Origin of the sequence: Vibrio stylophorae (assembly GCF_921293875.1) — a bacterium.
Classification (GTDB): Bacteria; Pseudomonadota; Gammaproteobacteria; order Enterobacterales; family Vibrionaceae; genus Vibrio_A; species Vibrio_A stylophorae.
The window spans coordinates 1,989,383-2,005,196 of record NZ_CAKLDI010000001.1; the positions used below are offsets into that span (position 1 = coordinate 1,989,383).

A 15,814-nucleotide genomic window follows, 5' to 3' on the forward strand; every position below is an offset into this window, starting at 1 on the left:
GTCTTTGCATTTGGCTTCTGAGTGTATGCATCTTGGCAGTAACCCCAGCGGTTGCTGCCAAGCCGCTTTCCAGCCCTGAACAAAATGATCCTAACGCCCCTTTCACCAGCCAAGCGCTGCAGCAGCAATTAAGTCGTTATTCGGTGATTCAAGGCGAATTTCGCCAAACCCGCCATTTAGCGCTCTTTTCCGAACCGCTTCAGTCTTCGGGCAATTTTTTAGTCGCGGCTGAATATGGCTTAAATTGGCAGCAAACACGCCCCTTTGCGGTACAAGTGGTCCTCACCCAAGACCAATTATTACAACGCCTACCCGATGGCAGTGAAGAGCGATTAGCCGCCCAAGATAACCCAGTAATTTTCCACTTTAGCCATCTATTCCTGTCGCTATTTCAAGGTCAAACTGACGCCCTTTCTGAACAGTTTGAGATGCAGCTTTCCGGCAATGCCGAGCAGTGGCAACTCACCCTAGTGCCCACCAGCGCACCGCTCAATCAAGTGTTTTCATCAATCAATCTCAAGGGTGGACAGTTTGTCAACCAACTGACCTTACAGGAGGTGCGCGGCGATCGCACCGTCATTGAATTTATTAACCAACGCACGGAGCCAGCAGTTTTAAGTGATGAAGAACGCGCTATTTTCAATCTCTAAGCGGTTTTATTACTGGCTGGGTACGCTAGTCATCTTGCTCTGTTTGGCGGCAGTCCAATTCAGTCAAGGCGCAAAGATTCAAACCAATATCATGGCCCTTTTGCCGCAGGATAAACAAAACCCAGCGGCTGAGATGGCCTTTGCTCGTTTTGCTGACAAACTCAGTAACCAAGTGATCTTCTTGGTTGGTCAGCAAGATCTAAAACAGGCTATTGCCGCTAGTGACGCCTTTGCCGCGCGCCTCAAACAATTTGATTGGCTCACCGATGTGCAAAGCGAAATCGACAGCCAAACCCAAGCACAATGGGGCAAGCTGTTTTTCCCTTATCGCTACCAGCTGCTTACCAATGCACAGCGCGAACGTTTGGGCACGCATCCAGAACAGCAACTGACGCGGGTGAAAACCGCGCTGTTTTCCCCTTTTGCCGGGGTCAGCAGCCAAGAGCTAAGCCAAGATCCCATGCTGCTGTTTCGCGAATTTATCGGCCAGCTTGGCGCCCATGCGGGCAAGCTCAATTTAATCAACAGCCACTTAGTCGCCACCTCAGGGCAGCGTCACTACGTGCTGGTTCGCGCCAAACTCAAAGGGTCGGCTTACCAGCTCAGCATCCATCAACAAATTCCTGAGCTAAAGCGCGTCGAAAACGCGATTAATCAGCGATTTAATACCGAAATTTTGCGCCAAGGTGTGGTATTTTATGCCGCCCAAGGCACTGAAAGTGCGCAGCAAGAGATCTCTACCATCGGCTTGGGTTCACTGCTGGGCATTATTTTAATTCTGGTGTTGGTTTATCGCAGTGGCCGACCGCTATTTTTAGCCCTGCTATCGGTGTGTGTCGGCTTATTACTGGCCTATGTCTCTACCCGCTGGGTATTTGGCGAAGTGCATCTCTTTAGTTTGATTTTTGGTGCTAGCTTAACGGGCGTCTCCATCGACTACGCCTTTCATTACCTCACCGAACGCCAAGCCATGGCGGATAAATGGGACAGTGACCAGGGGCTACGCATGCTGATGCCAGCCATTACTTTGGGACTTTTGACCAGCGTCATTGGTTATTTGGGCCTGCTCTCTGCGCCTTTCCCTGGCCTGCAGCAGCTCGCGCTATTTTCCACCATGGGGCTCATTGGCGCCTTTTTTACCGTGGTGTGCGCTTATCCCTATCTCACTCAAGCGCCGAGCAGCAAAGGCTTGTCGGCACGAACCCAAGTACCTGTCAATTTATGGCTACAATTTTGGCGCTGGCGTGCCGTGCGCATTTTACTGCCGGTTTGCATGCTTGGATTTAGTTTATGGGGACTCTTTCATGCCAGCTACAACGATGATATTCGCCTATTGCAAAGCCTACCGAGCGATTTGCAATACCAAGAAAAACGCATGGGCGAGATCATGGGGCAAAGCACCAGTCCGCAATTTTTACTGATTCAGGGCCAAAATGCCGAGGAAGTATTACAGCTACAAGAGCGTCTACTCCCAGAGCTAGATCAGCTTGTTCAAGATCATGTCATTTCTGGCTATCAAGCCTTGGCAAGCTACTTGCCTTCGCAAGCAAAGCAAAAACAAAATTTTGCCTTGGTACAAAAACTCTACCTCTATCAGGGACCGCAGTTAGCGCGTCAGCTGGGGATGAGCTTTAATACCCAGATCCAAAATGATGCCTATACGCCACTGACCCTTGCCACGGTACTGTCTCAGGATCGTCTCGATCTGCTATCAACGCTTTGGCTCGGCGAAATTGATGGTCAAGCCAGCGCACTGATTTTGCTCAACGGCCTCACCGATGCGCAGCCACTGCAAACCTTAGCGAACCAATACAACGCGGTGCAATATCTCGACAAAGCCGACCAGGTTTCCGAGATATTAAAGGTCTATCGTCACCATGTGGCTGAGCTCATCATCATTGCCTATGGCCTGATTGCCCTGCTGCTTTTGTGGCGCTATGGCATTCGCCGCGCTTTAGTTTTGATGCTACCGCCAGTTACCGCAGGTTTAGTTGGTCTTGCCTGTGTGGCGCTCAGCGGTTATGCGCTCAACTTATTTAACCTGCTCGCGATTATTTTGGTGCTCGGCATTGGTATTGATTACACCCTATTCTTTGCCGAGCAAGAACGCCAGAAGCACCAGCTCCCCCATGCGACACTCTTAGCGGTAACGCTGTCTGCGCTCACCACTATTTTGTCCTTTGGTTTACTGTCACTCAGTCAAACCCATGCCATTCATAGTTTTGGTATCACTGTCTTTACCGGTATAGCCACCGCTTGGTTGCTATCGCCCTTGGCGCTTCGCCAAGTCCGCCGCGGCACCATTCACCAAGAGATGACAACGGCGCAGTCAACGCAAGTGAACCCGTCACAAAGCGCAAAGCAGGAGCCCAACCATGATCACTAATCGCATCACCGCGAATCTGATAACCACAATGCGACGTGTGGTTATCCTTCTCGCCGTGACCAGTATACTTTCAAGCTGCGCCTTGATGCGTCCGCGTCCTGCCTATCTTGCTGAAGATTTAGTGTATCCCGCACCCAGTGCGCTGGGGCAATCGCTGATGGTCAGCCAACTTATTGAAGTGCAATGGCAGGGACAAAAACGAGTGCTACCCGCACAACTTGAAGTGACAGCGCAAGGTGTGGCGCTTGCTGGTTTTTCCAGCTGGGGCACACGTCTATTCGGCTTAAGCTACGATGGCCAGAAAATCACACATGACAGCATTGCGGGTGCAGAGCTGCCCGACCCTAAATATGTGTTGTTTGATTTAATGCTCGCCCTTTGGCCACTTGACGCATGGCAACACACCTTTGCCAACAGCGCCCATTTTAAAGATTGGCGGCTTGTGGATAGCGGCAAGCAACGCCAGCTCTTTGATGCCAAGGGCACACTGATTACCACCATTGATTATCAAACCCAGCCGCCACTTCAGGGCACTATCACCCTGACCCAACATCAGCTGGGCTATCAAATTCAAATTCAAACTTTGACCGAGGATGCATGATGACTGACAGCGTTTCTACCGACATTCAACGCGCCCAACCTTGCTATATTCAGGCCTGCGGCTTGCTTTCTGCCCTTGGTCATGATGAACAGAGCACGGTTGCTGCGCTCAAGAAAAACCAAAGCCCCGGCATGGTTTCCGTTTATGACCAGCTAAACAATGGTAAACCCACCGTTGTGGGTGCCATTCATGAAGAGCTTCAATCCCTTGAACATCTCCCTGTGGAATATCGCTCACGCAACAACCAACTGATTGCCACAGCACTATCGCAAATTGCCCCGCAAGTACAAGCCGCTGTCAGCCAGTTTGGCCCTGATCGCGTTGCCGTTGTGGCTGGCACCAGCACCTCAGGTATCAACCGCAGTAGTGAAGCGCTTCAATATATGGAAGTGCACGGCGAACTGCCGGAAGATTTTCACTACCACCAGCAAGAAACCGCCGCGCCCAGCGATTTTGTTAGCTACGTATTGCGCCTTGAAGGGCCAAGCTATACGGTTTCCACCGCCTGCTCCTCCAGCGCCCGCGCCATGATGAGCGCGCAAATGTTGCTAGAAAGCCATCTGGTTGATGCGGTTTTAGTGGTGGGTGCCGACACCCTCTGCCCGCTCACCCTCAATGGTTTTAACTGCCTTGAAGCGCTCTCCTTTGAGCCATGCTTGCCCTTTAGCGTCAATCGCAGCGGCATTAATATTGGTGAGGCAGTGAGTGTGATGCTGCTGGGTCGCGATAAACCTGAACATGGCCCTGTCATTGCCTTATTAGGCGCGGGTGCAAGCTCTGATGCACACCATATCTCCGCACCTCATCCTGAAGGCGAGGGGGCGATTCGTGCCATGCAATGTGCCCTCGACCAAGCGGGCTTAACCGTTGAGGATATTGGCTATATCAATGCCCATGGTACGGCCACGCCACTCAATGACGCCATGGAGTCAAAAGCCATTTATCAGCTATTTGCAGATAAAGTGCCGGTGAGCTCAACCAAGCCACTCACCGGTCATACCCTTGGTGCAGCCGGCGCCATCGAAGCGGCGATTAGCTACTTGGTGCTCAAACATCAACTGACACCACCAGCGCAGCTCAATGATGGTCAGCGCGATCCTGAGATTGCACCGATTTTGCTTCAGCAGCAGCAACCTTTGGCCAAGCCACGCATTTTAAGTAACTCCTTTGCCTTTGGTGGCAACAATATGAGCTTGATTTTGGGCCGTGAGGATCGCGCATGAATGAAATTGAATACTTAGAGCATCTACTACCCCATCGCGCGCCAATGATGCTCCTGAGCCGAGTCATCGCCATTGGCGAAGAAACCGCGCATTGCCAAGTGGATATCAGCACCGACCATTTTTTCTATGATACCGCCAGCCAGGGCGTGGGCGCTTGGGTTGGCATTGAATTTATGGCGCAAACCGTGGGCTGTTGGTCGGGCTATCAAGCGCGGCAAAAATCACAGGTACCACCCATGGGGTTTTTGCTTGGTACGCGCAAATTTAGCAGCACGATCAGCCAGTTTAGTGCCGGCATGACGCTTGATATTCATGGTGAAAAAGTTTTAGAAAATAACGGTATGAGCGCCTTTACCTGTCGCATCGAGCATCAGGGCGAAGTGCTTGCTCACTGCCAACTTAACGCATTTATTCCGCCGCAGGCGTCACTGGCGGCGATGACTCAGGAGACAAATTGATGACCCGTTCAGTGCTCGTCACAGGTGCCAGCAAAGGGATTGGCCAAGCCATTGCCAAACAACTCGCGCAAGATGGTTTTACCATCTTGGTTCATTATATGAGCGATCGCGCAGGCGCAGAGACTACCCTTGCCGATATCGAAACGCAGGGCGGTCAAGGCCGCTTGATTCAATTTGATATCAGCGATCGCGCGCAATGTCGTGAGCGCATTGAAGCCGATATCGCTGAGCATGGCGCTTATTATGGCGCGGTCAATAATGCAGGCATTACCCGTGATACCGCATTTCCAGCGATGACCGAAGAGGAGTGGGATGGCGTCGTCCATACCAACCTCGATAGCTTCTATAACGTGCTTCATCCTTTGATCATGCCCATGGTTCAAAAACGTAAGGGCGGGCGCATCGTGACCATCGCCTCAGTATCCGGTATGATGGGCAACCGCGGTCAAACCAACTACAGTGCAGCAAAAGCTGGCGTGATTGGGGCGACCAAGGCTTTAGCTTTGGAACTTGGAAAACGCAAAATAACCGTCAATTGCGTAGCGCCTGGGCTGATCGACACGGGGATGGTGGACGACCACGTAAAAGATCATGCGCTACCACAAATTCCACTCAAACGCATGGGGCAACCTGAAGAGGTGGCCGGTGCTGTGAGTTACCTATTTTCAGATATTGCCGGTTATGTGACGCGCCAAGTGATTTCGGTCAATGGTGGATTAATATAAGTATGAAAAAACGCGTAGTCGTTACCGGCATGGCCGGTATTACGTCACTAGGCAACACTTGGGCCGAGGTACAACCTCGGCTCGCTGCTTTGCAAAGCGGTGTTCGTTATATGCCTGAGTGGGAACAGTATGAAGGACTCAACACCAAACTCGCTGCGCCCATTGATAATTTTACCCCCCCTAAGCACTACACCCGTAAGCAAATGCGTGCTATGGGCCGGGTGTCTTTATTGGCCACTGTGGCCAGTGAGCTTGCCCTAGAGCAATCAGGCTTGCTTGGGATGGATGTGCTTACCAATGGTCAAACTGGGGTGGCTTATGGCTCATCCATTGGCAGTACAGGACCGATTGGTGCCTTTGGTACCATGCTCAATGAAAAGAGCACACGCAGCATTACCGCAACCACCTATGTGCAAATGATGCCGCACACCGCGGCAGTGAATGTGGGTTTGTTCTTTGGCCTTCGTGGTCGAGTGATCCCGACATCAAGTGCTTGCACCTCCGGCAGCCAAGGCATCGGTTATGCCTTTGAAGCGATTCAACATGGCTATCAAACCGTGATGTTGGCTGGCGGCGCTGAAGAGCTTTGTCCGACAGAAGCGGCGGTCTTTGATACCCTCTTTGCCACCAGCTTGAAAAATGACACACCAAATTTAAGCCCGCGTCCCTATGATGCCAAACGCGATGGTTTGGTCATTGGTGAAGGCGCTGGCACCTTAGTGTTGGAAGAGTATGAACACGCCAAGGCGCGCGGGGCGACGATTTATGCTGAGATTGTTGGCTTTGCCAGCAACTGTGATGCCACCCATGTGACCCAGCCTAATCAAGAAACCATGCAAATCTGCATGGAGATGGCGCTACAAAACGCTGGGCTAGAAACTAAGGATATCGGTTATATCAATGGCCATGGCACCGCCACTGAAAAAGGCGATATTGCAGAAAGCCAAGCCAGTGCCAACCTTTTTGGCAACACCGCCCCTATCAGCTCTTTGAAAAGCTATTTTGGCCACACCCTTGGCGCTTGCGGCGCTGTGGAAGCTTGGCTCTCCATCGAGATGATGAATTCAGGCTGGTTTGCGCCAACCATTAATCTTGATGAGATTGACCCCCGCTGCGGCGAGATGGATTATATTCAAGGCAATGGCCGTCATATCGACTGTGATTACGTCATGAGTAATAACTTCGCCTTTGGCGGCATTAATACCTCACTCATCTTTAAGCGCTACTCAGGTGAATAACCTATTTTCTCGCTCACTAATTTGGTGATTTGAGTGAAGGTTATACGCGCTAATAAAAGCCCCAATTGGGGCTTTTTTATTTGCTGCGACAATCTCACCGATAAAGGTTACGGATCGATAAAACAGGCACCGGAAAATCAGGCGTCGATAGTCGCCAAATCGGCGCATTGGCATCGCGCGTCAAGCCGCCCATATTGGTACTCATCCGAGCCGGTAGCTCACTGTTCCATAACCAGCCGACATCAATAAGCGGCGGTGAGATGATCTCCAAATCAAAGACAAACTGTTCACTGCGGTGCCAAGACTCGGCTGGATACAGGAGATAATCAAACCCCATTTGCGCGCCATCGAGACCCAAATCCGTGAAGTAGTCATGATAGCCTTCATGAAAGGAGAGCTGCTGGCGATAGTTCACCTCAAGGATATTGTCTCCGGGTACAAGCGCAATATGAAAGGCGTAAATTTGAAAAGCCAAAGCATTTTGCTGCAATGTCGCGGTATCCATTTGCGCAATCAATTGTCGCCATGCTTCCAACGTCTGCGGACATGTGGACTCATCACGCTCACTACACAACTGATAGAGCACCGGATAGTGCGGCATCGGCCAATCTTGCTTGCTCTCCCAAACGTAGTGCTCAATCACTTGAAGCAAGAGCTCACGATAATAATTGGCATCTGTCACCGCTTGCGGCGCTAAATCAGCGGCAATCACTTGGCCATTGAGACGGATCTCAGCTGCGCCCAAATCTAAGCCAAGAAATTCAATGGGAAGCTCGCGCTGCGCACCATCATTATGCAAATAATAATGCACAGCGACATGAGCTCTGGCATCGTCCCGATGAAGATATTGATCACTGCGTAATGTCGGGAACCTGACCTGCATTTTTTCAGCCGTCAAGGTAATCCCATTTGGCACTTGCGACTGGATCATGGTGGATAGCCCCCCTTCAATCTGAGAGGGAGCGCGTAAATTGGCGCTAGCTGGCAAACTTAAGAGTAGCCAGCACAGGCATAACATTGCGTGCAGTACTTTCATCGCGATTATCTCTTCAAGCTAATTTCCAGCAGCGTACGAAAACAAGACAAACAAATCCAATTTATTCATAAGGTTACGCATGTTTCATTTAAATTATGGCACTTAATCACAGCCTTCCCTTCACCACGCCCGATAATCTTCCCTTTTTCTACCGCTGTTGGCCTCGTGCAAGCTTTGCTAGAATATGCGCCCTGCTTTAACCACCGCCTAGAGATTCAAATGAGCCAGCATAGGACCCTAATTGGTCTAATTAACCCTAAAAGCCCAACCAATGTTGGTGGCGTGATGCGCGCGGCGGGCTGTTATCAAGCAGATGAAGTGCGCTATACCGGCCATCGCTACGATCGCGCGGCAAAATTTTGCACCGATACGCAAGATGTCAGTGAGCACATAGCACTGACCAAAGTCGAATCCCTGCTTGATGATTTACCAGAGGATGTGAAGATTGTCTGCGTTGAACTCGCGCTCGGCGCAACGCCCCTGCCTCACTTTGTGCATCCAGAAAAGGCGATCTATATCTTTGGCCCGGAAGATAACTCCATTCCACAGGCCATTGCCGACCAAGCCGATCATGTGGTCTATGTGCCGACTGTGGGCTGTATGAATTTAGCCGCTTCGGTTAATGTGCTGCTCTATGATCGCTTGGCCAAATCCACAACAATGGATTTAAGCGAGCAACGCATTAAACAAAGCCGTGATAACCGCAATCGGCTCAAAATCAAAGACGCAAAAACAGGCGCATCGGCTTAAGTCCGCATCAAAAATGCATACCAATCACATAAAAAAACCGGTCAAAGGACCGGTTTTTCGCAGCGTACAAACAAAAAATTGGGATTGTGCTTCAAACGCCAATAGGTTTCTTCACACATACTTTTAACGACCTCGTCCACCTCACCTTCTGAAAGTTTGGTGATTACCAAGCCAGCGGCGCTAATCGCTTCGGTAATTACGGTCAATGGCCGGCGATAAAAACGCACTGCCACTGGCGTTCCCACGGTATCCCACATCTCTTCCACGGGCTCTTGGCTAAAGTAATTGCCACTGCTTGAACATTCAAAATCAGCAAAGGGATGATGGGTCGAAAACACCAAATAGCCGCCTGGTTTCAGCACCCGTGCGACCTCGGCAAATAGCGGTTTGAGATCCGCAATGTAGTGCAGCACCAAGGGGCAAATCAGCACATCTTTTGAGTCATTTTGTTCCTGCGGTAAACCCAAAGATAAATCCTGAACGTAAGCGGTCACTTGCTCACCAAAGCTTTGCTTGACCAACTCAATCATCTGCGTGGATGCATCAATGCAAGTGATGCTGCGTGCGCCCTTGGCCAGAAAAGTTTGCGCATAAATCCCTGAACCACAGCCCATATCGAGCACATCGCATTGGTGAACATCATCCATCAATGCAAGCGTTGAGGGGCGCTCTAAGTGCGCGTTATAAATATTATCCTGCACCGCCTTGGCATAGGCTTTAGCATGGGTTTGATACATCTCTGACATGGTCTTCCCTGAATGAATCGACTGAAGGGAGGGCTATGCTAAATGCAGGTGGCGTGCTTTGCTACAAAAATCAGCAACATCTAACAATGAAGTCATGCGAATCCACACTACACAGCCATCACCATAGACATCGAAAAGCGACAAAGAATAAATGGGGAAAGAAAGCTGGTACCGCGAATCCATAAGCGCGATGGATTCACCAGCGAGGAGAGTCATGGTCGTTCAGATTCAAATCATCAATGTGCGTAAAAGGTGCGTTAAAAAGTAAAGAGCAACTGCGCCGATGCTGCGTATTGGTTGTCCTCACCATATTGCGCCGCAATATCAAGGCCAAAGGCACCAAATGGTGTCAGGCCAATCCCCGCAGTAATCATGTCATCTGCCGTATCGGTTTGGCTGGCAGCATAACCTGCGCGAATTTGCGCCCAATCCCAAGCATTGAGCTCAAGGCCAATACGCGCAAACTGGGTGCTGTAATCCACCTCCTTAAAGTAGCGCTGCTCGGTCAAATCCCAATCAAAGCTGAGTAAAAACCAATCATTATCAAAGCTAGCGCCCACGCTATAGCTTGGCTCAACCAGATAGGTTGCAGATTTAACCTCCCCTTCATTATGAATGGACTGCTCAATCAGATTTCGCGCAGCAAAAGCAAGGGTAAACTGTGGTACTGGCTGATAACTAATCCCGGCATCAAGGTTAAAGTGAGTTTGGTGCTCACCATGATCGTCGATATCAAAATCATCAATATCATAATCATCTGGCGTCGCTAGATAGTTCAGCAGATAGATGGTTTGCAGCTTGGGCGTCACACCAATCGACAGCTGGTGCTCCTTCCAGTGAAATGCCTTAGCAAGCGCAATACCAAAATCAAGGGTACCGCCTGCGAGTCCCCACACTTCAGACTCCATATCCATGGGATCTGAGGGTGGATTATCGATATCCTCTTGGCTCACCGTCGGCTGAACAAACAGGTGCAACTGGTTTTGTGTATAAAATGCCACACTCACACTGCGCCCTGGCACCGCTAATACTGTGCCCAATTTACCGCTGCCTTGCAGGGTACTGTTTTCCATGGATTTCAGTGCATTAACCCAAGCATCTGGATCTTGCTCAGGATCGATCATTTGGATGGTATCAATCTTATCGACCAAATCATCTTTGTCATGAACGCTAAACGCGATGGTTGGGATCAAAAAGCCAATATCATCTGTTTCATTGTGATTGGCTAACTGGGCCGGATTATAAAAAGGGGCGGTGAGGTAACTGGCTGATGCGACACCAATGCCGCCCATGGCCATACTACGGCTGTCATGGCCAACCGCAGCCTGTACATTTGATGTTGCCAGCGCAACCGCAGCAGTAAGCGAAAGAACTCCTAATTTGTTCATCGGTCATTCCTTGTGTGACTTATTGTACACACCGATGTTAGGACGATTTTCCCTGCGCTATGTGAGGGCTAAGTGCCGCCAATGTTACATTTTTGTGAAAATAACATCGTGTTTTTTATCAGTAATCTCGTCGACATCACTGACATCATTTCTAAATAATCACCCCACAGGCAGTGGTTTAGGCATAAGCATAAAAAAAGCGCAGAGAACTGCGCTTCAATGAAAAGAGATTTGAATTCGGATGAATTACGTATGGTTATGGCGTGAGGTTATTTCGCACGATTGAGCGTCACCACTTCATAGTTCAGCGGTTGCAGGACTGGCTGCTCAGCCGCGATGTAATCAATCACCGCCTGCGCATCAGTATTGCAACGCACATTATCCGCTTTACAGTCCGGTACTTGATCAAGGTAATTCACAACAAACTTACCCTCTTTTTCTTGCACGTTTTTCACTGCAAAGGCCGCTAATTTGCCATCGACATAAGCGATATCCACACGCTTGGTACCATCTTTTTGTGCATCAAAAAGTGCGCGCCAACCATCATTACCGGTCGCATTGTAGTTATTGATCGCCACCACATAGGTTTGATCGTCTTTAATCGGCGTCCATGTTGGATTGCTCGCATCCCCCGTCATCACTTCAACGAAATCCAATTTACCTGCTTTACCAGGTTCAGTTTCGGTGAATTGATAACGCAAATGACCACCATAAGGGAATTTACCCGCATGGGCTCCCGGTGCGAGCGTCGCGCTAATAGTATCTTGCAGAAGCTGCTTGATCACCGCGCCTTTGACAGGCATCACCGACATGAAGTTAGAAAATGGCAACATCTCCAAAGCCATATCGCCTTCTCGGTATTCACCCGGCTCAAAGTTAGTTCGCACGCCACCTGCCCCAATCAACGCAAAGTCAACCTTCATTCCAGTCAATGCCTGCACCTCAGGCGTATTGGCCCAAAAGTATTGGCCCTCAGCAATAATGGGCGCTACATCAGAGCCATGCTTATCACTGCCAGCATCACCAGGACGGCGCGCATGGTGAATGGTTTCAGGAACACGCGCAATCACATCGCCATAGGCTTTCACCACCGCAGGCTTGTATGTGCTATCAATATGCGCGCGCATGGTCTTGTCTTCATCAACAATTTTGATGTTGTTTTGCTGATCAATAAACTGTTCAACCTGCTTGGTTTGCTCTGTTTTCAGCGCTGAAGATGGCTCGCGCATGGGTGAGGAGAAAAATTCATCATTGGAGAGCAGAATATTGGTACCCGCACATTGAATCACCTCGCCTTTGGCATCAAAGCTCACACTCATCTCGCCGATGGCTTGCGCGTATTGCCCTGCCTGCACCACACAGGTTTCACCTTGGCCATTAGGATTTTGTACCATCTCAGCGTAGGTGCCAGCGTTCTCCATGCCTAAATTGGCAAAATCACCCAGCAATGTGTGTGAGTGACCACCAACAATCACATCGATCCCATTTACTTTTGAGGCAACATCCAAATCCACCGCATTACCGATATGGGTTAAAGCAATGATTTGATCAATCCCTTTGGACTCAAGAAAATCCACAGTTTCTTGTGCTGATTTCACCAAATTGTGAAATTGCACTTTACCCGTATTGGGCGAAAGATTAGGCATATCTTCAAGTGCGAGACCAAAGACCGCGACAATCTCTTTGCCTTTTGGCAAATGGTCTAAATCAGTCACTGGTGTTTTTTCATTACCATCAAAGGCAAACACCACATAAGGTTTGAGGTTATGCTGATTTTTTAGGTCAGGATCTTGGCTAGCATCAACGTTTGCGGCAACCACAGGAAAGTTAATGCTGGCAAGGAAGGTATTGAGCTTAGCATTGTTCAAATCAAACTCATGGTTACCCAGCGCCATGGCATCAAGTCCCATATCGCTAAGCAGATCAGCGTTCATCACCCCTTCATTTAACTTAAAGTAAGCACTGCCCTGCCATGCATCACCGCCATGCAAAAAGAGAAAGCTCAGATTGTCACGACGCGCCGCTTGCGCAAGCTGCTGTGCCATGGCTTGCAAACGAGGATAACCGCCAAACTCGTTATAAACACGCTGACCTTTGGCATCAAAACTGGATTTCACTGGGTCGAAATTGGAGTGGGTATCGTTAATGTGTGCAATGGTCAGTGTAAATGGTTGCTCTTGTGGTGCTGGGCCACAACCGGCCAACAGCAGAGCCAAAGCAAGCGCGCTCAAAGGCTTTGAAAAGGTCATGATTTATCCTTCTTTATTTTGGTCGCTGCCCAGTCTTGACCACTTGAGTCAATGCCTGCGAACACGCAAGCGGCAGGACGCATCTTGATCGCGCTGACTATAACCAATGGTCGGCCATAAAAATGAGAGCAAGTGCACATGAGAATGTATCCCAAGGCAAAGATATCTGAATGATGTGGGCATTTCGCACATCATTCCATCAGCACATCTCGCTGTTCGCTAAGGATGAACTCATTATCATAATAAATAAGCGCCCATTGTTCGTGAGCGCTTTTTTCTCGAGGTATTAACGACTATCACTACTTTTCAAATAGCGATGCTGAGTCCGATTGAAGGATACGAAGTTCACCCTGCACTTTTGCTGGCGCAATGATGAAGTAGATATTCTGGCGTGACGACGCCTGTCGCTCATGCGCTATGCCAAAACAATCTATCAAGCATTCATGCCGCGAAGGCAATGAGCGAAACCCTCATCCCCTTCAGCGGCATGCTCACCAGCGGCAGTCCCATTCGCAGGTTATATTTCATGATTGCAATGCCGTGAGCAGATAAAAATAGCGACCTGATGCCATGACTTTGGCGAACATGTCTTACAAACGCTGCTCAGCGGCACCAATCATGCCGTGAATCTTGATGTTTTCCTGCTGCTGAACAAAATCATCAAAAACACGGCTGCCCGCCACCTGCACAAATAACATTCAAACTGATATTGCAATCAGAATCTCGAACCCTTTTTAGCACCGAACAAATACGCGCTCAAACATCAAAAGACAGCACAGCAACATCAACTCATTCATCAATCGCACGAACCCAAATTTGACCAAACAATTGGACTAGTTTGCTGACACGATGATCACTTGCTTATGCCCTTCTTCTTTTCGCTGCGTGCCCTAACCATAGGCGCAGTGGCAAGAAGACCAAGACAAGTTGAAACGAAGGAAAATAAAGTGTCAGTATTGAGATTTTTCTTTCTCAAAACTGATAAAACAAAGAATGCTAATGTTCACAAGATCCTATGGAATCAGCAGCTTAATTCGTTAGGACTTTTTTGCGCTTTTAGGGTTTCTTTTTGACCTAGTCAAAATCACGTTTTTCCAATGCACGGCTAGAAATCATGGCTGAAGCCCATCACGACAGGCAATTTCAAGCAAAAACAGACAGGCTTCGAATAAAATCAAAGCCCCAAAAAAACCTCGCAATCAATGCGAGGCTTTGAATCGGTGTCTATTAAATTTTCGGGGTCTGAGTATGCACCTCAAGATTTTGCCCGCGATGGCGCAGCAAATGATCCATCAAGGTGATTGCTAGCATCGCCTCTGCAATCGGCACTGCGCGAATACCCACACAAGGATCGTGACGACCACGAGTGATCACCTCAGCAGGCTCGCCATTAATGTTAATCGTTGGTCCCGGAACCGTAATGCTGGACGTCGGCTTAAGGGCCAAGTGCGCCACGATATCTTGACCGCTAGAGATGCCACCCAAAATACCACCGGCATGGTTTGAAGCAAAACCCTCAGGGGTTAACGCATCGCGATGCTCACTGCCTTTTTGCGCTACCACATCAAAGCCATCACCAATCTCTACCCCTTTCACTGCATTGATACTCATCAGGCTATGGGCTAGCTCCGCATCTAAGCGATCGAAAACAGGTTCACCTAAACCAACCGGCACACCGCGCGCGACAACAGTCACCTTGGCACCAATGGAGTCACCTTGCTTTTTCAAATCGCGGATTAAGGCATCAAATGCCTCAACCTTGCTGGCATCTGGGCAAAAGAATGGGTTTTGGCTAATTTGGCTTTCATCAACAGTTTCAATGGCGATATCGCCCATTTGCGAGAGATAACCGACAATCTCAATGCCATGCTGACGCAGGTATTTTTTCGCAATTGCACCAGCGGCCACACGCATCGCGGTTTCGCGCGCCGAAGAACGACCACCGCCGCGATAATCACGCGTGCCATATTTTTGGTGATAGGTGTAATCGGCATGGCCCGGACGAAAGAGCTGAGAAATTTCAGAGTAATCTTTCGAACGCTGATCGGTATTTTCAATCAGCAAACCAATACTGGTGCCTGTGGTGCGCCCTTCAAACACGCCAGAGAGAATTTTTACCTGATCTGGCTCGCGACGCGCCGTGGTATAACGAGAGGTGCCTGGACGGCGGCGATCCAAATCGCCTTGCAGATCGGCTTCACTGAGTTCAATGCCCGGAGGGCAACCATCAACAATGCAGCCCAGTGCTAACCCGTGGCTTTCACCAAAGGTGGTTACACGAAAATGTTGTCCGATTGAATTCCCTGCCATGACATCCTCTGTTTTGCCTGTATTTCATTGTGCGAAGGCACATAGTCGCCGAAC

At 49.5% G+C, this 15,814-nt stretch carries 13 protein-coding genes; 8 read left to right on the forward strand and 5 right to left on the reverse strand.

What is annotated here, in order from left to right:
- Nucleotides 1-32 precede the first annotated feature (32 nt).
- The 7 genes from L9P36_RS09130 to L9P36_RS09160 are packed head-to-tail and all read left to right on the forward strand — an operon-like array spanning nt 33 to nt 7,281.
- On the forward strand, nt 33-650 hold the full coding sequence (locus L9P36_RS09130) for an outer membrane lipoprotein carrier protein LolA (protein WP_237466389.1): 618 nt from the start codon (nt 33-35) through the stop codon (nt 648-650).
- Nucleotides 622-3,036 carry an MMPL family transporter gene (locus tag L9P36_RS09135; RefSeq protein WP_237467900.1) on the forward strand — a complete coding sequence of 805 codons (2,415 nt, stop codon included), beginning with the start codon at nt 622-624 and terminating at the stop codon, nt 3,034-3,036. Before L9P36_RS09130 ends, L9P36_RS09135 begins: the two co-directional genes overlap by 29 nt.
- The gene (locus tag L9P36_RS09140) at nt 3,026-3,637 is read left to right on the forward strand and encodes a DUF3261 domain-containing protein (RefSeq protein WP_237466390.1); all 612 of its coding nucleotides are present in this window, start codon (nt 3,026-3,028) and stop codon (nt 3,635-3,637) included. Before L9P36_RS09135 ends, L9P36_RS09140 begins: the two co-directional genes overlap by 11 nt.
- A complete protein-coding gene (locus tag L9P36_RS09145; protein WP_237466391.1) occupies nt 3,637-4,860 on the forward strand; it encodes a beta-ketoacyl-[acyl-carrier-protein] synthase family protein in 1,224 nt (407 codons plus the stop codon). The genes L9P36_RS09140 and L9P36_RS09145 overlap by 1 nt, the downstream gene beginning before the upstream one ends.
- A complete protein-coding gene (locus tag L9P36_RS09150) occupies nt 4,857-5,318 on the forward strand; it encodes a hotdog family protein (protein ID WP_237466392.1) in 462 nt (153 codons plus the stop codon). Before L9P36_RS09145 ends, L9P36_RS09150 begins: the two co-directional genes overlap by 4 nt.
- Entirely contained in the window at nt 5,318-6,043 is a 726-nt protein-coding gene (locus L9P36_RS09155; protein WP_237466393.1) for a 3-ketoacyl-ACP reductase FabG2, read from the forward strand. The genes L9P36_RS09150 and L9P36_RS09155 overlap by 1 nt, the downstream gene beginning before the upstream one ends.
- A gap of 2 nt (nt 6,044-6,045) precedes the next feature.
- Complete coding sequence (locus L9P36_RS09160) at nt 6,046-7,281, forward strand: beta-ketoacyl-ACP synthase (protein WP_237466394.1); 1,236 nt, start codon at nt 6,046-6,048, stop codon at nt 7,279-7,281.
- 94 nt (nt 7,282-7,375) lie between these two features.
- Here L9P36_RS09160 and L9P36_RS09165 read toward each other — a convergent pair whose 3' ends face one another.
- On the reverse strand, nt 7,376-8,212 hold the full coding sequence (locus L9P36_RS09165; protein ID WP_237466395.1) for a hypothetical protein: 837 nt from the start codon (nt 8,210-8,212) through the stop codon (nt 7,376-7,378).
- A gap of 324 nt (nt 8,213-8,536) precedes the next feature.
- On the opposite strand from L9P36_RS09165, the gene L9P36_RS09170 reads away from it, so the two are divergent.
- Nucleotides 8,537-9,067, forward strand: coding sequence for an RNA methyltransferase (locus tag L9P36_RS09170; protein WP_237466396.1), 531 nt, complete (start codon nt 8,537-8,539; stop codon nt 9,065-9,067).
- Between the two features lie 41 nt (nt 9,068-9,108).
- On the opposite strand, the gene L9P36_RS09175 is transcribed toward L9P36_RS09170, so the two are convergent.
- The 4 genes from L9P36_RS09175 to aroC form a co-directional block, all read right to left on the reverse strand.
- Nucleotides 9,109-9,813: a class I SAM-dependent DNA methyltransferase gene (locus L9P36_RS09175; RefSeq protein ID WP_237466397.1), complete on the reverse strand. Its 705-nt coding sequence runs from the start codon at nt 9,811-9,813 to the stop codon at nt 9,109-9,111.
- A 257-nt stretch (nt 9,814-10,070) separates the two neighbouring features.
- Nucleotides 10,071-11,201, reverse strand: a complete 1,131-nt coding sequence (gene traF / locus L9P36_RS09180; RefSeq protein ID WP_237466398.1) for a conjugal transfer protein TraF — start codon at nt 11,199-11,201, stop codon at nt 10,071-10,073.
- A gap of 269 nt (nt 11,202-11,470) precedes the next feature.
- The gene (locus tag L9P36_RS09185) at nt 11,471-13,450 is read right to left on the reverse strand and encodes a bifunctional metallophosphatase/5'-nucleotidase (RefSeq protein ID WP_237466399.1); all 1,980 of its coding nucleotides are present in this window, start codon (nt 13,448-13,450) and stop codon (nt 11,471-11,473) included.
- Between the two features lie 1,227 nt (nt 13,451-14,677).
- Complete coding sequence (gene aroC / locus L9P36_RS09190; protein ID WP_237466400.1) at nt 14,678-15,760, reverse strand: chorismate synthase; 1,083 nt, start codon at nt 15,758-15,760, stop codon at nt 14,678-14,680.
- Nucleotides 15,761-15,814 lie beyond the last annotated feature (54 nt).